Source organism: Rhodococcoides kyotonense (genome assembly GCF_900188125.1).
In the GTDB taxonomy this organism is placed as follows: domain Bacteria; phylum Actinomycetota; class Actinomycetes; order Mycobacteriales; family Mycobacteriaceae; genus Rhodococcoides; species Rhodococcoides kyotonense.
The window spans coordinates 30,693-50,580 of record NZ_FZOW01000030.1; the positions used below are offsets into that span (position 1 = coordinate 30,693).

General features: G+C 63.9%; 19 protein-coding genes. 6 read left to right on the top strand and 13 right to left on the bottom strand.

Going from position 1 to position 19,888, the window contains the following annotated elements:
• The 10 genes from CHB96_RS27965 to CHB96_RS28010 all read right to left on the bottom strand — a co-directional run bounded on the left by CHB96_RS27965 (nucleotide 1) and on the right by CHB96_RS28010 (nucleotide 9,918).
• Complete coding sequence (locus tag CHB96_RS27965; protein WP_089252515.1) at nucleotides 1-1,434, bottom strand: MCE family protein; 1,434 nt, start codon at nucleotides 1,432-1,434, stop codon at nucleotides 1-3.
• Entirely contained in the window at nucleotides 1,431-2,624 is a 1,194-nt protein-coding gene (locus CHB96_RS27970) for an MCE family protein (RefSeq protein ID WP_089252517.1), read from the bottom strand. Before CHB96_RS27970 ends, CHB96_RS27965 begins: the two co-directional genes overlap by 4 nt.
• Nucleotides 2,621-3,817, bottom strand: coding sequence for an MCE family protein (locus tag CHB96_RS27975; RefSeq protein WP_089252519.1), 1,197 nt, complete (start codon nucleotides 3,815-3,817; stop codon nucleotides 2,621-2,623). The genes CHB96_RS27970 and CHB96_RS27975 overlap by 4 nt, the downstream gene beginning before the upstream one ends.
• Nucleotide 3,818: 1 nt before the next feature.
• Nucleotides 3,819-4,874: an MCE family protein gene (locus CHB96_RS27980; protein ID WP_089252521.1), complete on the bottom strand. Its 1,056-nt coding sequence runs from the start codon at nucleotides 4,872-4,874 to the stop codon at nucleotides 3,819-3,821.
• Nucleotides 4,861-5,889, bottom strand: a complete 1,029-nt coding sequence (locus CHB96_RS27985) for an MCE family protein (RefSeq protein ID WP_089252564.1) — start codon at nucleotides 5,887-5,889, stop codon at nucleotides 4,861-4,863. Before CHB96_RS27985 ends, CHB96_RS27980 begins: the two co-directional genes overlap by 14 nt.
• Nucleotides 5,886-7,034, bottom strand: a complete 1,149-nt coding sequence (locus tag CHB96_RS27990; protein WP_089252523.1) for an MCE family protein — start codon at nucleotides 7,032-7,034, stop codon at nucleotides 5,886-5,888. Before CHB96_RS27990 ends, CHB96_RS27985 begins: the two co-directional genes overlap by 4 nt.
• 7 nt (nucleotides 7,035-7,041) lie before the next feature.
• Complete coding sequence (locus tag CHB96_RS27995; protein WP_089252525.1) at nucleotides 7,042-7,893, bottom strand: MlaE family ABC transporter permease; 852 nt, start codon at nucleotides 7,891-7,893, stop codon at nucleotides 7,042-7,044.
• Between the two features lie 11 nt (nucleotides 7,894-7,904).
• Nucleotides 7,905-8,669 carry an MlaE family ABC transporter permease gene (locus tag CHB96_RS28000; RefSeq protein ID WP_089252527.1) on the bottom strand — a complete coding sequence of 255 codons (765 nt, stop codon included), beginning with the start codon at nucleotides 8,667-8,669 and terminating at the stop codon, nucleotides 7,905-7,907.
• 99 nt (nucleotides 8,670-8,768) lie between these two features.
• Nucleotides 8,769-9,695, bottom strand: a complete 927-nt coding sequence (locus tag CHB96_RS28005) for a 3-oxoacyl-ACP reductase (RefSeq protein WP_089252529.1) — start codon at nucleotides 9,693-9,695, stop codon at nucleotides 8,769-8,771.
• A gap of 34 nt (nucleotides 9,696-9,729) precedes the next feature.
• Entirely contained in the window at nucleotides 9,730-9,918 is a 189-nt protein-coding gene (locus CHB96_RS28010; RefSeq protein WP_089252531.1) for a ferredoxin, read from the bottom strand.
• Nucleotides 9,919-10,076: 158 nt separating this feature from the next.
• Here CHB96_RS28010 and CHB96_RS28015 point away from each other — a divergent pair, with 158 nt between their 5' ends.
• Genes CHB96_RS28015 through CHB96_RS28025 form a run of 3 tightly spaced genes read left to right on the top strand, consistent with a single transcriptional unit; the run spans nucleotide 10,077 to nucleotide 13,910 of the window.
• The gene (locus tag CHB96_RS28015) at nucleotides 10,077-11,258 is read left to right on the top strand and encodes an acyl-CoA dehydrogenase family protein (protein ID WP_089252533.1); all 1,182 of its coding nucleotides are present in this window, start codon (nucleotides 10,077-10,079) and stop codon (nucleotides 11,256-11,258) included.
• A gap of 16 nt (nucleotides 11,259-11,274) precedes the next feature.
• Nucleotides 11,275-12,357, top strand: coding sequence for an acyl-CoA dehydrogenase family protein (locus CHB96_RS28020; RefSeq protein WP_089252535.1), 1,083 nt, complete (start codon nucleotides 11,275-11,277; stop codon nucleotides 12,355-12,357).
• The gene (locus CHB96_RS28025) at nucleotides 12,357-13,910 is read left to right on the top strand and encodes an AMP-binding protein (RefSeq protein WP_089252537.1); all 1,554 of its coding nucleotides are present in this window, start codon (nucleotides 12,357-12,359) and stop codon (nucleotides 13,908-13,910) included. Before CHB96_RS28020 ends, CHB96_RS28025 begins: the two co-directional genes overlap by 1 nt.
• Nucleotides 13,911-14,161: 251 nt before the next feature.
• Here CHB96_RS28025 and CHB96_RS28030 read toward each other — a convergent pair whose 3' ends face one another.
• Nucleotides 14,162-14,395, bottom strand: coding sequence for a hypothetical protein (locus CHB96_RS28030; RefSeq protein WP_176444545.1), 234 nt, complete (start codon nucleotides 14,393-14,395; stop codon nucleotides 14,162-14,164).
• A gap of 232 nt (nucleotides 14,396-14,627) precedes the next feature.
• Between CHB96_RS28030 and CHB96_RS28035 the strand changes: the two genes are divergently transcribed.
• On the top strand, nucleotides 14,628-15,545 hold the full coding sequence (locus CHB96_RS28035; protein ID WP_245866274.1) for a glycosyltransferase family 2 protein: 918 nt from the start codon (nucleotides 14,628-14,630) through the stop codon (nucleotides 15,543-15,545).
• A gap of 9 nt (nucleotides 15,546-15,554) precedes the next feature.
• Here CHB96_RS28035 and CHB96_RS28040 read toward each other — a convergent pair whose 3' ends face one another.
• Complete coding sequence (locus CHB96_RS28040) at nucleotides 15,555-16,670, bottom strand: NAD(P)H-dependent flavin oxidoreductase (RefSeq protein WP_089252543.1); 1,116 nt, start codon at nucleotides 16,668-16,670, stop codon at nucleotides 15,555-15,557.
• The gene (locus tag CHB96_RS28045) at nucleotides 16,671-18,305 is read right to left on the bottom strand and encodes an acyl-CoA synthetase (RefSeq protein ID WP_089252545.1); all 1,635 of its coding nucleotides are present in this window, start codon (nucleotides 18,303-18,305) and stop codon (nucleotides 16,671-16,673) included. It abuts the gene before it with no gap.
• Between the two features lie 57 nt (nucleotides 18,306-18,362).
• On the opposite strand from CHB96_RS28045, the gene CHB96_RS28050 reads away from it, so the two are divergent.
• Together CHB96_RS28050 and CHB96_RS28055 are read left to right on the top strand one after the other, a co-directional pair.
• Nucleotides 18,363-19,172: a crotonase/enoyl-CoA hydratase family protein gene (locus CHB96_RS28050; protein ID WP_089252547.1), complete on the top strand. Its 810-nt coding sequence runs from the start codon at nucleotides 18,363-18,365 to the stop codon at nucleotides 19,170-19,172.
• A 109-nt stretch (nucleotides 19,173-19,281) separates the two neighbouring features.
• Nucleotides 19,282-19,860, top strand: a complete 579-nt coding sequence (locus CHB96_RS28055; protein WP_141136593.1) for a hypothetical protein — start codon at nucleotides 19,282-19,284, stop codon at nucleotides 19,858-19,860.
• Nucleotides 19,861-19,888: the final 28 nt, after the last annotated feature.

Here is a 19,888-nt window from a genome sequence, read left to right on the forward strand (position 1 = left end):
TCACCCCACCCCCTGCTGGCCCGCCATGAGGCCTTCGAGATCGTCGACGCCCCCGAGACCGGGCTGGCTGTAGGCGGTGCCGTCGGGCGCGACGTATGTGCCGGTCTGTGGGTTGTACGGCCGTGCCGAGGCAGGAGTGGAGCCTGCGGAATGACCAGATGATGACGCGGGTGCGAGACTGCTGTCGCCGCTGGGGAATTCGGTGTACGACGGTTCGCCCTGCTCGATCGGGCCGTAGGGCGGGTTGTTCCCGAGTGGTACGTAACCGGTGTCGCTGCGGCAGATTTCGGGCGTCGGTGCGCGTCGACCTGGCACTTCCATGCACGGCAGATTTCGCGCCCCACGCACGGCCGTGCTGTCGTTCTGGTCGACCTTGCAGAACAGGTCCGGTGGTGTGTCGGGAATGGACACCTCGTTCGGGTCGCGTCGTTGGTCGGGTGGGAGGAATCCTGTTGTGCAGGCGGGTGGATCGTTCACTTCGAGTTGGAAGTCGACTATGGCACCCTCGTCGGGCGGACCGCTGCCGGCGGCAGTCACCAGTGCGGCGGTGATCGGTGGGTACAGCACCAGAATCTGCTCGATGCCTGCGTTGTAGATGACCCCGACTTCTCCGACGCTGACGAGGTTGGCCAGCAGGATCGGGAGCGTCGGCCGCAGGTCCTGGAACAGCTGGTTGGCCGTCGCCGCGGCATCCGGGCCTTTCTCGATCACTGCGCGCAGATTAGGATCACTGGCTCGTAGCTGATCGGTGAACGTCGCGAGATTGCTTGTCCACGAACGAATTGCGTCGCTGCTGACGACCTGGCCGTCCAGCAGTGGGCCGGCCTGGTCCAACAGCACCTTGGTTTGTTCCGAATTCGCGTTCGCTTCCTGGACGAAGAGCCTCGTGGAATCGATGAACTTCTGCAGATCGGGACCGGTTCCGTTGAACGCCTTGAACGACTCGTCGACGACGGTCTGCAGGCGTGTGTCGGAGATGCTGCGCAGCAACGCATCTGCTTGATCCAACATCGGCCCGACGTCCTGCGGCACCGACGTGCGGTCGACGGGAATGACGTCACCGTTCTGAAGACTCGCGCCTCCGGAGTTGGAGGGAATCAGGTCGACGTACTGCTCACCCACGGCCGAGACGCTCTTGACTTGGGCGTCGACGTCCGCGGGAATCTGCCAACCACTGCCGATGGACAGGGCCGCGTCGACGCCGTCGGGTGTCAACGACACCGTCTCGACCTCGCCGACCGTGGTGCCGCGGTAGGTGACGTTCGCGTGCGGGTACAGCCCTCCCGTCGTCGGTAATTGCACTGTGACGCCGTAGGTTCCGATCCCGACGAGCGCGGGGAGCCCGACGTACCGGGTGGCCATGACGACGAGCCCGACGACGGTGAGTATCGAGAAGATGATCAGCTGAATGCGTACGAATCTGGTGAGCATCATGGCGGCGGCACCAGGCTGGGAAGCTGTACCGGAGGCAGGCCAGGGATCTGAATCGTGGGAGGTGCGAGAGGCGCCCGCAACGGATCGTTCGCGATACCCGCCGTCGGCGCGGCTTGTGTTCCGAGTGCGCCTTCGAGTCCAGCGAGCCTGCCCGCCAACGGAGTTCCGGTGAGGAAGTTGGCATCGAGACGCGGGAGCGACAGGTCGATCGTCATCGCGAGGTTGGCGTAATCGCCACGGATTGCGTTGTCGATACCTTCCTGTGGGAACGGGTAGGTGAGCAACACCGACAGGACGTCGGTCAGTGCGTTGCCCGAATCTGCGAGTGCCTGAAGTACCGGCGTGAGGCTCGCGACGTTGGTCTGCAGATCGGCGCCCGAGGTGTCGATGACGCGCGAGACGACGTCGCTCAATTGTCCGAGCGAGGTGAACGCCGCGGTGATGTTCGGTCGCTGAGCCGTCAGTACGTCGAGTGCAGGCGGCACTTCGTTCAAGGCCTTCGTCAGTGTGGCACTTTGATTCTCGACGTTGACCGACAGCCGGTCGATGCCCTCCATCGCTGCGATGATGTCGCCGCGTTGGGTGTCGAGACTCGTGACGAGTTCGTCGAGACGCGGCAGCAGATTGCGTACCGAATCCTCACGGCCACCGATCGCATTGTTCAATTCCGTTGTGATGTCCTGGATCTGCGCCAGACCACCACCGTCCAGCACGACGGACAGCGACGACAGCGTCTGCTCGGTCGTCGGGTATGCGCCCGCCCGGTCGAGCGGAACGACGTCGCCGTCCTCGAGCTGACCTTGCGGGTCCTCGGGAGCGATCAGCGCCAAGTGCTGCGAACCCAGCAGCGAGGTCTGACCGATCTTGGCCGTCACGTTCTCCGGGAGCTCGACGCCATCGTTCAGCGAGACCGTGACGAGTGCGTGCCAGTCCTGTACCTCGATGGTGTCGACACTGCCGACGGTGACGTCGTCGACCATGACCGGTGAATTCTGGGACAGTGTCGTGACATTCGGCATCTGGATCTGGACTCGATACGCATTCTCCCCTCGACCTTCGGTTCCGGGGAGTGGCAGTGAGTTCAGCCCGTCCCACTGGCAGGCGGCGAGCGTGAAGACGAGCGCAGCCGCAACGATCCCCCGTGACACACATGCATATGCATGTGCGTGGCGAGAGGCTGAACGGTTCATCGTGCACCCCCCATGAGATCACCGAGGGACGGGGCGGGAGCAGATTGCTGCAGACCGGGCTCGGTGTACACGATCTGGTCGGGGAACGCGTCGACGCCCATGACCGGATTGGCCAGGAACGCCGGGTAATTGAAGACCAACGTGCTCAGGACCGGCCCGAGGTACTGCTTGCACAGGTCGGCGCTGCGCTCACTCGTCGCATTCTCGACGCCAGCGACCGCGCCGCAGATGAAGTTGATCGGGTTCCCGAAGTTGTTCGCGGCGATCGCTCCGGTCAGCGTTCCCTGCGCGGGCTGGTAGATGTTGTTGAAGTTCGCGAGCGCGTTCGGCCCGGAGTGCAGGATTCGTTCGATCTCCGGCCTCTTGGTGGTGAGCACCTGCGTCGCGTCGGCGAGCCGGCCGACGCTCTCTACCAAGGCCGACTGGTTGTCGGTGATGAACCTCTGCACCTCGCCGATCGCGACGTCGAGATCGGACATCGCCGTGCCGAATTCGTCGGAACTCTGCGCCAGCATCTCCGACACCGACGCGAGCCGACCGCCGAACTGCACGATCTGTTCGTTGCTGTTCGACAGCGCAGAGACGAACGTCTGCAGGTTGCGAATGGTCGCGAACAGATCCGTACGGCCGTCCGAGAGCACACGCATCGTGTCGGACAGTTCCGTCAACGTCGCCTTCAGCGATTCCCCGTTTCCGTCGAGATTGTCGGCGGCAGTATCGATGAAGCGGCCGGCAGGCCCCTGATCGTCGACGCCGTCGGGTCCGAGGGCCGTCGACAGTTTGGTCAGTTCGGTCTTGATCTGGTCCCACTCCACCGGAACCGCAGTCCGTTCCATCGGAATGGTCTCCCCATCCTGCAGCGTCGGCCCACCCGAATACACCGGTGTGAGCTGGACGAACCGCGCCGACACCAGACTCTGCGCGACGATGACTGCTTTGGCGTCGGCGGGGATCTCGACGTCGGAGCCGATGCGCATCGTCACGACGGCGTCGGCCTCCTGCGGGTCGATCGATTCGACCTTGCCTACCGTGACGCCGAGGACTCGCACGTCGTCACCCGCATAGAGACCCGTCGTCGACGAGAAGCGTGCGACGACGGTCGACGTCGTCACGTTCCGATACACGGCGTACCCCGCAACGACGAGGGCCACGACGAGTACGACGGCACCGGCGAGGAGAAGTAGTTTCTTCATGTCACTGCCCCGGCGGTTTCAGGATCGGAGGTGCGTTCTTGGGCAGCAGATCCTGCAACGTCTGCGGCAATTGTTCGGGCGCGACGACACTGTCCACCACAGCTTTCCACCACGAGCTCGGCAGGATGTTCTGAATGTAGGCGTTGAAGAACGGTCCGCTCGCGACCGATTCGCCGAGGGCGCTGATGTACGGGCCGAGACCGTCCAACGCCGCAGCGATGTTGTCGTTGTTCTTCTGCAACACTGCGACAACGGAATTCAGTTTCTCGAGCGTAGGACCGATCTGCCCTTGGTTCTCCTGCACGAATGCCGTCAGTTGCCGTGAGACCTCCGAGATGTTGGTGATCAACTGGCTGATGGCCGTGCGTCGCCGATCCAGCTCGCCGAACAGCTCGTTCCCGTCGAGAACGAGTTGATCGATCTGGCCGCTGCGGTTCGCGAGAATGCCGGTGACACTCTCGGCTCGTTCGAGCAGTTGTTGCAGGGTCTCGTCGCGAGAATTGATGCTCTCGGACAGCCGGGTGATGCCGTCGAGCGCGGTGCGTAGTTCGGGTGGCGTGTCGGCGAACGTATCGGACACGACGTTCATCGCATCGCCGAGCTGGGTGGTGTTCAGGTCCGACACGGTGGTGCTCAGATCACCGAGCGCGTCGGTGAGAGAGTACGGAGAACTGGTGCGCGACGACGGAATCGTGTCGTGGACGTCGATCGCGCCGGAACCTTCGGGCATGATCCTCAACGACTTTCGGCCCAGAATGGTGTTGGTCTTGATGTCGACCCGCGTCGCGTCACCCAGCGGAATGGTCTCCTGCACCGTGAATTCGACGCGTACCTCTTGGTCGGCCAGGGCGATGTCCTCCACCTTTCCGACGGTCACGCCCGACACGGATACGTCGTCGCCGACCATCAACCCGCCCGCGTCGGTGAAGAACGCGGAGAACCGTGTGCCGCCGGACAGAAACGGCAGCTTGTCGTACTGGAGCGTCGCCAACACGACACACACGGCGAGGACGATGCCGATGATGCCCACCTGAACGAAATTCCTAGTTCTCTCCATTGATGTTCGCGCACCTCCCCGTGTCCTGCTTCGCCGTCGGAACGAGAAGCGTGGTGCCGTCGGGCCCGGAGAGCTTGAAGGTGTTGGAACACAGGTAGAACTGGAAGAAGCTGCCGTACGATCCGACACGGATCAACTTCTTGTAGTCGCTCGGCAGCCGCGTGAGTACGGCGTCGATGTTGTCCTTGCCCAGATCCAGTTGTGTCGCAGTACGATTGGCCTGCGCGATCATCGACTGGATGTCCGGACGCGTCGCCTGCAGCAAACCGGCGAGACCGCCTGCCGCACCGTCGATGCGGGGAATGGCGTCGCCGATGGGGTCCTTGTCCTGCGCGAGCCCGCTGACCAATTGTTGCAGTGAATCGATGGTGGTCCCGAATTGCTCGCCTTGCCGGTCGATGGTGCCGAGCGTCGTGTTCAGGTTGGTGATGACGTCGCCGATCAGTTGGTCGCGGTCCGCGAGAGTGTTGGTGAACGAACTGGTGCTGCCGAGCAGTGACACGAGGGTGCCGCCCTGACCTTGCAGGACGTGCAGCAGCGCCGCGGACAGGTCGTTGATCTGTTGCGGATCGAGCCCGCGCAGAAGGGGTTTGAAGCCGCCGAGCAACAGATCGAGGTCGAGTGCAGGCGAGGTCTGTTCGACGGGAATGGTTCCACCACCATCCAATTCGTCGTTCCCACCTGCCCCCTCCATCAATTCGAGATATCGATCGCCGACCAGATTCTCGTAGCGCACCGTCGCAGCCGTGCTGGTGAGGAGCGGATATTTCGCGTCGACGTCGAAATCGACGTCGGCCAGATTCCCATCGCCGACGCCTACGCCCGTCACGGATCCGACCGGCACGCCCGCGATGCGCACCTTGTCGCCGGACTTCAGCCCCGACGCATCGCTGAACACCGCGTGGTAGCTCTCGGAACTGCCGAATCTGTACTGGCTGAACACGAGTGCCAACGCAGCGAAGATCAGCGCCATGACGAGCGCGAAGATCGACAACTTGATCGTGTTGCCCCTCATGGCCATGCTCCCGCGAACAGGTACTGGAAGATGGTGGGCACGTTGACGGCAGGCTGAGTGGACGGGACGTACGGCACCTGTCCGGTATCGGCAACGACGAACGGCGCAGGCCCCTGCTTCGGATCGAAATCGGGCAACCCGTAGCAGTTCGGGCCGCCGCTCGCCGCGACCTTCGGGAGATCCCGCGGGACGGTGTACGCCGGATCCCCCAGCAGGAAACTGGAACTCAACGAAATCGCGGCCTTGTCACCCGCACCCGCCAGCGGCCCGAATGCCAAGCGCCCCTTGTTCAGACCGACGATGAAACAGGTGAGCTCGGGCGAATACTCGTCGAGCAGAGTCGTGGTGTCGGTCAACGTGCTGAGCGCTGTCGCGAGCGGCTGCTCGTTCTCGGTCAATACCTGATCGGCAGTGTTCGCGAGTCCAGTGACGTTCATCAACAGAAGATCGAGGTTGGCCTGTTCGGACACGATCGTCGCGCTCGTCGTCGTCGCATTGTCGAGCACCCTCATAAAGTCGGGTGTCGCGTCGGCATAGACGTTCGTGACGACCGCCGCCGATGCCAGATCGCGTTGCAGGGCAGGCAGACTCGGGTTGATCGTCGTCAGATAGTCGTTCGATTCCGTGAGTAGTTCACCCAGTTCTTCACCGCGCCCGCGCAGCGCCGACGACACCGCACCGAGCGTCGCGTTCAGTTTTTCGGGTTCGAGTTTCTGCAGTACGTCCGAAAGATGTTGGAACAGTGTGTTGAATTCGACGGTGACATTGTCCGCCGAGACGACGGCGCCGGGCACGAGACTCTGATCCGACGGATTCGCCGGGATGACGAAATTGACGTATTTCGCGCCGAAGACCGTCGTCGACTTTATTTCCACGCCTGCGTTGGCCGGAATCATCGACAGCGACGACGAATTCATGTCCAAGGCGAGCTGCGCCATGCCGTCGTGCTGCGAAATCGATGCGACACGGCCGATTTCGACGCCCCGCAGTTTCACCTTCGCCTGTGGGTCCATGACGAGACCGGCCCGTTCGGACGTCACGGTGACGGGGACCGTCGAGCGGAATCCGCCGGAGAAGATCGTCAACGCGACGACGACGATGGCGACGAGACCGAGGACGAGACCGGCGGCGGCAAGTTTCTTCATGACGCGCCTAGCCCGACAGGTTGAAATTGCCGGAGCTGCCGTAGATGGCAAGCGAGATCAACAGTGTGACGGTGACGACGGCGATCAACGACGCACGCACCGCATTGCCGACGGCGACTCCGACGCCGACCGGACCGCCGCTCGCGGTGTAGCCGTAGTAGGTGTGAATCAGCATGACCGCCAACGCCATGACGATCGCTTGCGCGAACGACCACAGGATGTCGGTCGGTATCAGGAACGTGTCGAAATAGTGATCGTAGACACCGGGTGACTGCCCGTAGATGATCACCGTGGCGAATCGACTCGCCATGAACGACGCGATCACCGCGAGCGAATACAGCGGCACGATCGCGACCATCCCCGCCAATACCCGAGTGCTGACGAGATACGGAATGGACGGTATGGCCATCGATTCCAGCGCGTCGATCTCCTCGGAGACACGCATGGCACCGAGTTGCGCAGTGGAGCCTGCACCGATCGTGGCGGCGAGTCCGATGCCCGCGATGACCGGAGCGGCGATGCGCACGTTGATGAATGCGGCGAAGAACCCGGTCAGCGCTTCGACGCCGATGTTACCGAGCGACGAGAAGCCCTGTACGGCAATGGTTCCGCCGGCGAACAGTGTCAGGAACCCGACGATGACGACGGTTCCGCCGATGACGGCGAGCGCACCGGAGCCCATACTGATTTCCGCGACGAGCCGCAGCGTCTCTTTCTTGTAATGCACTGCAGCGCGCGGAACCGACCCGAGCGCGCGGCCGTAGAAGATCGCCTGCTCCCCCAACCGGTCGACGGCACGCGACGCGCCGGCCAGTCGCCGGCGCGTCAGTGTGAATCGACCTGCTGCAGCGAGGGCCATTCAGCGCCTCCTCATCCGGCCGTCAGCTTGATGCCGACCGCCGTGACGACGACGTTGACCACGAACAGCGCCATGAACGCGAAGACGACGGTCTGATTCACGGCGTCGCCGACGCTCTTGGCGCCGCCCTTGACGTTCAGGCCGAGGAAGCAGGCCACGAGGCCGGCGATCATGCCGAACAGACCGGCCTTGACCTGCGAGACGATGAGTTCGCCGAAGCCCGTCAGCAGCGTGATGCCGTTGACGAACGACCCGGGGTTGACGCCTTGCAGATAGACCGAGAACACGAATCCGCCGAGGATGCCGATGGTGCACACCAGGCCGTTGAGGAGCAACGCGATGACGGTGGACGCAAGTACTCGTGGCACGACGAGCCGGTGAATCGGATTGATTCCGAGCACGCGCATCGCGTCGATCTCTTCGCGGATGGTTCTCGCGGCGAGGTCGGCGCAGATGGCGGTCGCGCCTGCACCCGCGACGATCAGGACTGTGACGATGGGACCGACCTGCGTGACGGCACCGAGTGCAGCGCCCGCACCGCTGAGGTCCGCGGCGCCGATCTCGCGCAGAAGGATGTTGATCGTGAAGCTGACGAGAACGGTGAACGGCACGGCGACAAGGACAGTGGGGACCATGGACACCCGCGCGACGAACCACGCCTGATCGACGAACTCGCGACGTTGGAACGGCCGAGAGAACACCGCACGCAGCGTGTACCAGGACATGTCGAAGAACGCACCGACCGCGCGAAGGGGGACGACGAGAAGGTCGTTCATCAACCCTCCTCGGGTAGTTCGTGACCCAGGCTCAGAAAACTAGAACACGTTCATCTTCGTACGCTTCGCCTGTCGGCGGGGTGGAAACGAGAAAAGCCGCTACGTGGCCGTGACCTGCGGCGAATCCAACTGCAGCGCATCGGCTGCAGAGAACGTGCGACTCGGATCGCGGCCGGAGAAGTAGGCCCCGAGCTGCGCACCGAGCCCGTCGGGCGTCCATGCGGTCGCCGCCGCGTCGAAACGCTGTTCGACGACGGGAGCAGCCATGAGCGCCACCATCGGGCCGTAGACGACGAACACCTGACCGTTCACGGCGTCCGCGGCGGGTGAGGCGAGGTAACGCACGAGCGTCGCGACATGTTCGGGCGCAAGCGGATCGACGTCGCCGTCGGGCGCGTCTCCGAACACAGCGTCGGTCATCGCGGTCCGAGCGCGCGGACAAATCGCGTTGGCGCGCACGCCATATCGGGACAGCGCACGCGATGCGGACAGTGTCAGTGCAGTGATTCCCGCTTTTGCCGCAGCATAATTCGCCTGCCCCTCGGGTCCGAGCAGACCCGCCTCGGACGACGTGTTGACGATGCGGCCGTACACCGGCTCACCGGCGCGCTTCGATTCTGCACGCCAGTGGGCGCCGGCATTGCGCGTCATCAGAAAATGACCACGGAGATGCACATGGACGACGGCATCCCAGTCGTCGTCGGACATGTTGAACAGCATGCGATCTCGGACGATACCGGCATTGTTGACGACGATGTCGACGCGACCGAATTTCTCCAGCGCGGCGGCGAACATCGCATCGGCTGTGGAGCGTTCACCGATGTCGCCCCCGACGAACACGGCCTTCGCGCCCAACTGCGTCACCAGGTCGATGGTCTCGTCGGCGGACGAGACGTCGCCGAGCACGATATCGGCGCCCGATCGTGCCAATCCGACGGCCTCGGCCTGCCCCAGTCCCGCCGCGGCGCCGGTGACGAGAGCTACCCGGCCGTCCAGTCGAACAAGTTCGTCGCTCACGAGGGACAATCTAGAACGTGTTCTCGATCGAACGCAAGGACCGTCAGTCCGACCATCTGAGCGCCGCGCGCGGACACGACGCGATCGCGACCTCGATCATGCTGCGATGCTCGGGGCGATCAGCGGCGTCGGATATGGACAGCTCGTCGTCGTCGCTCAGGTCGAACACGTCCGGGACCAGCCCGACGCACACTCCGTTCGCCTCGCACAGATCGACGTCCACCTCCACCATTGCTTCCTCCTCGATGCGGCTGCGCCACCCGTGCGCGGAAAGTTTGCCTCTGGACCAACTACGCACGCACGGGCGCCGTAGGCGCAATACTAGAACCTGTTCCACTTCGTGTGCAATGATTCGAGAGCCCTGATCGTGCCCGCAGACGAAAGGCGCCGATGCACATCACGTACACGGAGGACCAGATCGCACTCCGCGAAGAACTGCGCGCGTATTTCCGGACGCTCATCACTCCCGAACGACGCGAGGCACTCAGCTCGACGTCGGGCGAGTACGGCGAGGGCACCGTCTACCGCGACGTCGTCGAACAGATGGGTCGCGACGGCTGGCTCGCATTGGGCTGGCCCGAGGAATTCGGCGGGCAGGCCCGATCGGCGATGGAGCAGCTGATCTTCACCGACGAGGCCGCCATCGCTGGCGCACCCGTGCCGTTCCTGACGATCAACAGCGTCGCGCCGACGATCATGGCCTTCGGCACCGACGAGCAGAAGGCCTACTTCCTGCCGCGCATCGCCGCCGGAACACTCCACTTCTCGATCGGCTATTCCGAACCGGAAGCGGGCACCGACCTCGCGTCCCTTCGTACGACGGCTGTGCACGACGGCGACGACTACGTGATCAACGGCCAGAAGATGTGGACGTCGCTGATCCAGTACGCCGACTACGTGTGGCTCGCGTGCCGCACCGACCCCGAGGCGAGAAAACACCGCGGCATCAGCATGATCATCGTCCCCACCGACGCCGACGGTTTCTCCTGGACACCCGTCCACACGATGGCAGGCCCCGACACGAGCGCAACCTACTACCAGGACGTCCGCGTCCCGAGAACCGCGCTCGTCGGCGAGGAGAATCGGGGCTGGTCGCTCGTCACCAATCAGCTCAACCACGAACGCGTCGCGCTGACCTCGGCCGGACCCTTGGTTGCCTCGCTCCGCGAGGTCCGCGAGTGGGCTCAGAACACCAAGCGGGCCGACGGCACACGCGTCGTCGATCAGGAGTGGGTGCAGATCGCGCTGGCCAGGGTGCATGCGAAGGTGTCGTATCTCGAGCTGCTGAACTGGGAGATCGCGTCGTCGCACAGCAGCGCACCGAGCCCGGCCGACGCGTCGGCGAACAAGGTGTACGGCACCGAACTCGCGACCGAGGCCTACCGCACGATGATGGAGATCCTCGGCCCGTCGGCGACGCTGCGACAGGGCTCCCCTGGCGCGCACCTCAGCGGACGTCTCGAACGCCTGCATCGCTCGTCGCTGATCCTGACGTTCGGTGGCGGCACCAACGAGGTGCAACGCGACATCATCGCCATGACGGCCCTCGGCCTGCCCGCGTCTGCTCGTTGAGGCAAAAGGAGAATTCATGGACTTCACGACGACCGAAGCACAGCGCGACGTCGCCGCCCTCACGCACGACATCGTCAGCCGATTCAGCACGAACGATGTTCAGCGACAGCTCGATTCGCAACCCGGTGACATCGACCGAGCACTCTTGCACACCTTGGCGACCTCCGGGATCCTCGCTGCGGCAACTCCGGAATCGGTGGGCGGCGACGGATACGGAATCCTCGAGGCCGCATCGATCGCCGTCGAACTGGGACGCGGTCTCGCGGCGGTGCCGTACGTCGCAGGGTGGACAGCGGCGTCCGCGATCGCACGATTCGGAACCCCTGCGCAACAAGCGGAGTGGGCTGCGCCTGTCGTCCTCGGCAGGTCGATCGTCGCGGTCGCGCTCGACGACGAACACGGCGACCCACTCACGCGAGCAGAACGCAGTGACCCAGGGTGGCGAGTGACCGGCACGAAGACCTGCGTCGACAGCGCCCCTGTCGCCGATGGCTTTCTGGTGACGACGACGGACGGCGTCGTTCTCGTCCGCCCGTCCGATCCGGGTGTCACGGTGACCCCACAGCACGGCGTCGACAATCGGAGCCTCGGACTGCTCGAATTGTCCTCGGTGTCGGTCGATTCGAGCCGGCGCATCGCAGATCCCGACGCACCGCAGTGGATCCATCTACACGAGACGCTACTGACCTGCGCGTATCAGGTGGGTGTCCTCGAGGCGTCGCTGACGGTCACAGCCGAATACGCCCGTGAGCGAGAACAATTCGGCAAACCCATCGGCAGTTTCCAAGCCGTCGCACAGCGGTTGGCCGATGCGTACATCGACGTCAAGGGCGCCCGCCTGACGATGTGGAAGGCCGCGTGGGCGTTGTCCGCCGGTCACGATGCCGACGACGACGTTGCCGTCGCGAAGTTCTGGGCCGCGGAGGCAGGCCATCGCGTCGCGCACACGCTCGTGCATGTACACGGAGGCGTCGGCCTGGACCGCGACCATCCGGTGCATCGCTATTTCCTCGCCGCCAAGCACGCCGAATTCCACGGTGGTGCCGCAACCACACAACTCCGACGCCTCGGTGCCGCGTTGGCTGCCGAACCCGCCTGATGAACACCGTCGCCGAGCTGCTCCTGGCCCGTCGCGACGACACGGACACGGCATTGCTGTTCGAGGACAGGCGAATTCCGTGGGCGACACACGTGACGACGTCGGCGCAGTGGGCCCACTGTCTGGAGAGCATGCTCGACGACGGCCCGCCGCACGTCGGTGTGCTGCTCGACAACGTTCCCGAGTTCTCGTTCCTCCTCGGCGCGGCTGCGCTCGGCCCGATCGTTCTGGTGTGCCTCAATTCGACGCGACCGCGGCCTGCCGTCCTGGACGACGCCCGGCGGACCGATTGTCAACTGATTCTCACAGACGCGTCGCACCGGCATCTCGTCGACGACGCGTCGGACATCACGGTCGTGGACGTCGGATCCGCAGCGTGGAGGGACTGTGTGAGGCGTGCGCCCTCGACGGTTCCCGATGCGCCGGGAGCCGACGACCTCATGGCCCTCGTGTTCACGTCCGGGACCGGCGGTGATCCGAAAGCGGTGCGCTGCACACAGAGCAAGATCGCGATACCTGGTTCGATGTTGGCCGACAGGTTCGACCTCGGCCGCGGCGACACGGTCTACGTGTCCATGCCGCTGTTCCATTCGAACGCGATCATGGCGGGCTGGGCCGTCGCACTGGCTGCCGGCGCCAGTCTTGCACTGCGACAGACGTTCTCCGCGTCCGGCTTTCTACCCGACATTCGGAAGTTCGGCGCAACGTACGCCAACTACGTGGGCACTCCGCTGTCGTACGTTCTCGCGACACCGCCGCACGCCGACGACTCGGACAATCCACTGCGCGTCGTGTACGGCAACGAGGCGACCCCCAGTGCCGCAATCGAATTCGCGCAGCGGTTCGGAGTGCTCGTCGTCGACGGGTTCGGTTCGTCGGAGGGCGGCATCTCCATCGCTCGCACTCCCGACACGCCGCCCGATGCGCTCGGCCCGATTCCCGATGGTGTCGAGGTTCTGGATTCCGATGGAAGAGCTTGTGCCACCGGCGTTGTCGGCGAACTGGTCAATACCGTAGGACCCGGGATGTTCTACGGCTACTACCGCAATGCCGAGGCCGACGCCGATCGGATACGCGGCGGCATGTACTTCAGCGGCGACCTGGCCTATGTCGATTCGAACGGGTTCGTGTACTTCGCGGGCCGTTCCAGCGGGTGGATGAGAATCAGGGGCGAGAACGTCGGCACAGCACCGATCGAGCGAATACTGCTGCGCCATCCAGGAATTCGCGCCGCATCCGTCTATGGCGTCCCCACAGACGGGCCGGGCGACGACGCCATGGCAGCCATCGTCGCACCGGAAGACATCATGGACGAGTTCGACGCGTTCCTCACGGCCCAGTCGGACCTCGCACTGCGGACATGGCCGCGGTGGGTTCGGGTGTGCACCGACCTACCCCGCACAGCCAGCCACAAGGTTCTCGCGCGCGAACTACGACGTCAGGGGCGTGACACCGACGATCCGGTGTGGTGGTCACCGGAACCGGGAGCACCGTACCGCCGCTACGCCATCGAGTTACCCGTTGAATCGACACTCATTCATAAGCGAAAGTAATGTTTCGGGCATTCCGGTCGGCTATTACTCGCGGTTAACGAGCGTGCAACATCGCACCCATACGTTCGTTGCAGCTCAAAAGAGCAGCGCCGCAAGGTGAATCGCAACGATGGAGGAATCACATGGGACTCGTAGCCGGCCTGATCACGATCGTCGGAGACACGCTTCACCTGCTGCTCGGCGGACTCTGATCCATCTTTCGCCGTAATCGAGCAGGGGCGCGGAGTCGGGGACGCGCCCCTTCGGTGAGATCAGTCGAACAGCGTCGGAGACTCGGGCTCGGCCGCCGACGGAGCAGCCTGTTGCGCGGGCGATGCCTTACGTACGACGGACAACGTCGTCGTACGGACGGACAGTCGATGTCCGTCGTGGTGCTCGAGCAGAGCGAGGCCCTGCCGGATCTCCAGCACCTTCCATGGGCCTGCGTGCCCACTGGCCTGGACCAGGTCGCCCACTGCGATCTCGGAAGCCACTGTTCTCTCCATTCACGTCGAACTTTTCGGTGACACCCAGCCTAGTGGCCGGATGGCGCCATACCAGGCACAACAGGCCCGACGACGTTTCGCGTCGCCCAGGACGTACCGATCGGTCTGCCAGGCCCGGATAAACGTACCGAGGCCCGGTTTCGGCGCGAATAACCTTCGGTTTCGTTAGTTCGTTTGGCTTACAACAACTTTCGTCTCGCGTCCAGACGCCGACATCCTCTACCATGAGGCGGTGCCTTCGTCTGTGACCCCCGCTGAGACCCTGTCCGTCATCGTCCCGGCCCACAACGAAGAGTCGTACATCGGCTTCTGTCTCGAAGCGCTCGTCGCGCAGGGCGACGATATCCACGAGATCGTCGTCGTCGACAACAACTCGACCGACCGCACCGTCGAGGTCGTCAAGGCCTTCATGCGCACCGAACCGAAGATCACCTTGATCTTCGAGACCAAGCCGGGCGTCGCACATGCACGCAACGCCGGATTCCGCGTCGCCAGCGGGGACGTACTCGGACGCGTCGACGCCGACACCCGCGTCACCGCAGGCTGGGCACGTGCCGTCCTGCGCTTTCTGTCCACCGAAGGCGCACACGTCGGCGGTGTCACCGGCCTCAACCTTCCGTACGACTCCCCCGTTCGTGGGCTCAAGGCATGGTGGTTCGGCCGTCACCTGAAGAAAGGCACCGTCGGCGGTGGTCGTCAGGTGCACAACCTGCACGGCGCCAACATGGCCATCCGAAAGGTCGCGTGGCACCGCGTCGAACATCAGGTGAGTACCGACCCGGCACTGCACGAGGATCTCGACCTGGCGCTGTGCCTCGGTGCTGCCGGAGTGGAGCTCGCTCAGCTGTCGGACATGAACGTCGACGCATCCCCACGGCGTGCGTTGACGCCGCCTTCCCAGTTCCACGAATACATCGATTGCGGTACAAGGACATTCGAGTACCACGACCAGATGACGAAGGCGAAGCACAAAGCGCTGCGCCTGCACTGGTGGTGGCACATTCTCGTGTTCGCCGTCTACCGCCCGTTCGATCCGCGCAAGAATCGATACTCGGTGCGGTACCTGTTCCGGCCCGTCGCGTCGCGCATGCTTCCGGTGAGCGCCGAGGGTGTCGTGACAATCGAATCCGCGACCCAGCGGGCCAGCTGACCCTGCTGTTCAACGCAGCTTGTCGAGCCTGCCCACGGCCTCGTCGAATCCGGTGACCAGCTCGGCGACGACGTCGGCCACCGGCTTGATCTCGTTCATCCGACCCACGATCTGGCCGACGGGCATCGCCACCACCTGCGGATTCGCGGCACTGTCGATCCGCTGATGGGCCTCGCTGACCAGGATGTTCTGCAGCGGCATCGGCAGTGGATCGGGTGCATCCGGCGCATTCCACGCGTCGGTCCACGCGGTCTTGAGCAGCCGGGCGGGTTTGCCCGAATAGATCCGCGTACGCACCGTATCGCTCGACGTCGCCGCCAGCAGGGCCTCCTGCATCGCCGACGGTTTGCCTTCCTTCCGGGCACCGAGGCGGTACTCCGCGGTGGTCAGCCAGGCCGAGCCCATCCACACGCCCTGCGCGCCGAGCGCGAGCGCCGCCGCCACCTGCTGTCCGCTCCCGATACCGCCGGCCGCGAGCACGGCCGCGGAGCCGTCCAGCGCGTCGACGATCTCGGGAAGCAGCACCATCGACCCGATTTCACCGGTATGACCCCCTGCTTCATACCCCTGAGCGATGACGATGTCGACGCCGTTCTCCACGTGACGACGCGCATGCTCGGCCTTGCCCGCCAACGCCGCAACCGGCACGCCGTGTTCGTGAGCCTGGGCGATGACGTCGTTCGGCGGCGACCCCAATGCGTTGGCGATCAACGCGATTCGATGATGCAACGCGACGTCGACGTGCGACCGTGCGACCGAGTGCAGCCAACCGAGCACACCGGTGTTGCGCGCCTTGTCCTCGCCGAGCGGAGGTACACCGAGACTGTCGAGAGTGCGGTCGACGAATGCCCGATGCTCCGGCGGGATCAATCGATCCAGATCGACCGCTGCCCCCTCGGTGGGGATCTTCGCGGGCATGACGATGTCGACGCCGTACGGTTTGCCGTCCGTGTTGTCGTCCATCCAGGTCAACACGGCGTCGAGTTCGTCCGCGTCGTTGAAGCGCACACAGCCCAGGACACCGAGACCACCGGCCCGGCTGATCGCCGCGGCGACATGCTCCGACGGCGTGAAACCGTATATAGGATAGTCGATTCCGAATTTCTCGCAGAGATCGGTATGCATTCAGCTGCCTCGCGTTGCAGTGGACAACGAGTTCGTCTCGTCGGCCGGGCGCGTCTCGGTCTGGCTCGACGCCCACCGGTAATCCGGTTTCCCTGCAGGAGAACGCTTGATCTCGTCGACGAACCACACGGCACGCGGAACCTTGTATCCGGCAATGACTGTGCGTGCGACCGCGTCGAGTTCGGCGAGCGTGGGCCGATTCTCACTGCGCGCCTGAACGACCGCTGCGACGGTATGGCCGAGCCGGTCGTCGGGAACGCCCACGACGATGGCGTCGAACACCTCCGGGTGCGACTTCAGCGCACCCTCGACTTCCTCGGGAAACACCTTCTCGCCGCCGGTGTTGATCGACACCGATCCGCGTCCCAACATCGTGACACTGCCGTCGGACTCGACCTGCGCATAATCGCCGGGGATCGAGTACCGAACGCCGTGAATTTCCTTGAACGTCGCGGCGGTCTTCTTCTCGTCCTTGTAATAGCCGAGCGGGATATGACCATGTCGCGCAAGCAATCCCGTCTTGCCCGACCCCGGTTCGACGGGATGGCCGTCGTCACCGAGCACCGTCGTCGACGCGTCGATCTTCACGCGCGGCCCACCGGTGTGCTCGGTTCCCTTCGCGACGACGCTGAGCCCACCGAAACCGGTCTCCGACGAGCCGATCGAATCGGTGATCATCCTGTTCGGCAACAGTTCGAGGAACTTCTCCTTGATGCTGGGCGAGAAGAGTGCAGCGCTGCTGGCCATGAGATACAGCGTCGACAAGTCGTACGGCGTGCCGTCGGGCTTGCCCTCGACGAGGGCGTCGAGCATCGGCCGTGCCATCGCGTCGCCGGTGATGAAGATCAGATTGATGCCGTGCTTGTCGACGAGCTCCCAGATGGCATGACCGTCGAAATCGGGGTGCAGCACGGTCTTTCCGCCGCCGAACAGGCTCTGGAAGGTGGCCCACTGGGCGCCGCCGTGGATCATCGGCGGGATCGGCATCCGCGTCATTGCGGGGTTCGCGGCACCCATCTTCGCGAGATCCCACTCGTCGTCTAGGTAGTCGCCCGTCATGAAATTGATGCCACCGCCGAGCACCCGCCAGACGTCTTCCTGGCGCCACATCACGCCTTTGGGACTTCCGGTGGTGCCGCCGGTGTAGAGCATGTAGATGTCGTCGGGGCTGCGCTCGCCGAAGTCGCGCTCCGGTGACGACTGCTCGAGCGCGTTCTCGTACGTCACTTGATCGCCGTCGCCGCCGATGACGACGGTCGTCCCGAGCAACGGGCACGTCGGCTGAACCGCGGCCACCTTGTCGCTGTATCTGGCCTCGTGGATCAGGGCCACCATGTCCGAATTCTGGAAGATGTACTGCAACTCGTTCTCGATGTACCGATAGTTCACGTTGACGACGACGGCACGAATCTTGAAGACCGCGATCATCGCCTCGATCGCCTCGATTCCGTTGCGGCTGTACACGCCGACCTTGTCGCCCGGCTCCACCCCCTGTTCTCGCAGGTAGTGTGCCAATCTGTTGGTGCGGTCTTCCATCTGCGCGTAGGTGATCTCACGATCTCCACACACCAGTGCGACCCGGTCGGGAACCAGGTCGATTGCATGCTCCACGAGGTCTGCGATATTGAGGGCCACGCATTGAAAATAGAACGTGTTACTGTTTCTGGCAATAGCCGACGATCGGGGATTTCGATGACTTCTACAGCGTCACCTACCGAGGCCGCGCATGCTCTCGTGGAAAAACGCGGACACGTTCTGATCGTCACGATGAACCGCCCCGAAGCGCGCAATGCACTGTCGGGCGAGATGATGGCGATCATGCGCGACGCGTGGGATCGCGTCGACTCGGACCCGGACATCCGCGTCGCGATCTTGACCGGTGCTGGTGGTGCGTTCTGCGCCGGCGCCGACCTGAAGGCGATGACGTCTACGCACCCCGGCGACAGTTTCAGCGGTGGCGGGTGGGACCTGTCGAAGATCGAGGCATTGCTGAAAGGACGCAGGCTGACCAAACCGTTGATCGCCGCCGTCGAAGGTCCTGCCATCGCGGGAGGCACCGAGATCCTGCAGGGCACCGACATTCGCGTCGCCGGTGAGAGTGCGAAATTCGGTGTGTCCGAAGCACGATGGGGCCTGTTCCCGCTCGGCGGATCCGCCGTCAGGCTGGTCAGACAGATTCCGTACACCGTCGCCGCCGATATCCTGTTGACGGGCAGGAACATTCGCGCGCACGAGGCACTGCAGATCGGGCTGATCGGACACGTCGTGCCCGACGGTCAAGCGTTGACTAAGGCACTGGAATTGGCCGAACTCGTCGCAGCCAACGGACCCCTTGCCGTGCAGGCAATCCTGCGCACCATCCGCGATACCGAGGGCATGCACGAGGAGAAGGCGTTCCAGATCGACGCCGAACTCGGTGTCGCGGTGTTCAAGAGCCAGGACGCCAAAGAGGGGCCACGGGCCTTCAGCGAGAAGAGGGCGCCGTCGTTCGAAGGGCATTAGTGCGGCTGCGCCGCCTGTGCGCGCAAAGTTTGCCCCTGTTGTAACTATGCACTCACGGGTGCCGAAGGCGCACTCGTTTCAGTCGGACCCCGGTGCCATCATGCCCGGCATGAACGACTGGCAAAGGCTCCTCGACGACCAACTCGGCCTCGTTGGTGCCGATCAACTACGCAAGTACGGCTACTCGCGACGCGACTGCTTTCATCGCATCGAGACGGGCCAATGGCTTCAGGTGCTGTACGAGGTTGTCTCCGTCACCAATGGGCCTTTGACCAGGCCGATGACGCTCAACGCGGCGCTTCTCTACGGCGGTGGTTCGGCCATTCTCAGCCACGACACCGCCGCGCAACAGTGGGGGATGATGCGGCCGACCATGGAACCCGAACCTGTCCATATCACCGTGCCGTACGGCAGGTCGGCGGTGAACCAGGAACCTACGATCCGTCGGACCACCCCACGACCTACTGCGACGATGCATGAACTGATTCATCCGGGTGTGGTGGTGCATCGATCTCGGGCAATTCGTCATTCGCGCGTCGACACCGACTTCCCCATGACGTCGACGGCCGATACGGTTCTCGACCTTGCGACTGCGGCACCGACTGCACGTGAAGGGATGATTGAACCGCCCCGGGTTTTCTGCCGCTCCTATGCTTGCGACATCTCCGGGTGGAGGGTCGATTCTTGACTGTAGTAGACCTGTTCGAACTCGTCCG

Excerpts from the sequence above, each read along its gene's own strand:
- CHB96_RS27985 (WP_089252564.1), bottom strand. The coding sequence starts at position 5,889 with ATGAGGGGCAACACGATCAAGTTGTCGATCTTCGCGCTCGTCATGGCG.
- CHB96_RS27965 (WP_089252515.1), bottom strand. The coding sequence starts at position 1,434 with ATGATGCTCACCAGATTCGTACGCATTCAGCTGATCATCTTCTCGATA.
- CHB96_RS27990 (WP_089252523.1), bottom strand. The coding sequence starts at position 7,034 with ATGAAGAAACTTGCCGCCGCCGGTCTCGTCCTCGGTCTCGTCGCCATC.
- CHB96_RS27980 (WP_089252521.1), bottom strand. The coding sequence starts at position 4,874 with ATGGAGAGAACTAGGAATTTCGTTCAGGTGGGCATCATCGGCATCGTC.
- CHB96_RS27970 (WP_089252517.1), bottom strand. The coding sequence starts at position 2,624 with ATGAACCGTTCAGCCTCTCGCCACGCACATGCATATGCATGTGTGTCA.
- CHB96_RS28025 (WP_089252537.1), top strand. The coding sequence starts at position 12,357 with ATGAACACCGTCGCCGAGCTGCTCCTGGCCCGTCGCGACGACACGGAC.
- CHB96_RS27975 (WP_089252519.1), bottom strand. The coding sequence starts at position 3,817 with ATGAAGAAACTACTTCTCCTCGCCGGTGCCGTCGTACTCGTCGTGGCC.
- CHB96_RS27995 (WP_089252525.1), bottom strand. The coding sequence starts at position 7,893 with ATGGCCCTCGCTGCAGCAGGTCGATTCACACTGACGCGCCGGCGACTG.
- CHB96_RS28010 (WP_089252531.1), bottom strand. The coding sequence starts at position 9,918 with ATGGTGGAGGTGGACGTCGATCTGTGCGAGGCGAACGGAGTGTGCGTC.
- CHB96_RS28000 (WP_089252527.1), bottom strand. The coding sequence starts at position 8,669 with ATGAACGACCTTCTCGTCGTCCCCCTTCGCGCGGTCGGTGCGTTCTTC.
- CHB96_RS28015 (WP_089252533.1), top strand. The coding sequence starts at position 10,077 with ATGCACATCACGTACACGGAGGACCAGATCGCACTCCGCGAAGAACTG.
- CHB96_RS28055 (WP_141136593.1), top strand. The coding sequence starts at position 19,282 with ATGAACGACTGGCAAAGGCTCCTCGACGACCAACTCGGCCTCGTTGGT.
- CHB96_RS28040 (WP_089252543.1), bottom strand. The coding sequence starts at position 16,670 with ATGCATACCGATCTCTGCGAGAAATTCGGAATCGACTATCCTATATAC.
- CHB96_RS28030 (WP_176444545.1), bottom strand. The coding sequence starts at position 14,395 with ATGGAGAGAACAGTGGCTTCCGAGATCGCAGTGGGCGACCTGGTCCAG.
- CHB96_RS28020 (WP_089252535.1), top strand. The coding sequence starts at position 11,275 with ATGGACTTCACGACGACCGAAGCACAGCGCGACGTCGCCGCCCTCACG.
- CHB96_RS28050 (WP_089252547.1), top strand. The coding sequence starts at position 18,363 with ATGACTTCTACAGCGTCACCTACCGAGGCCGCGCATGCTCTCGTGGAA.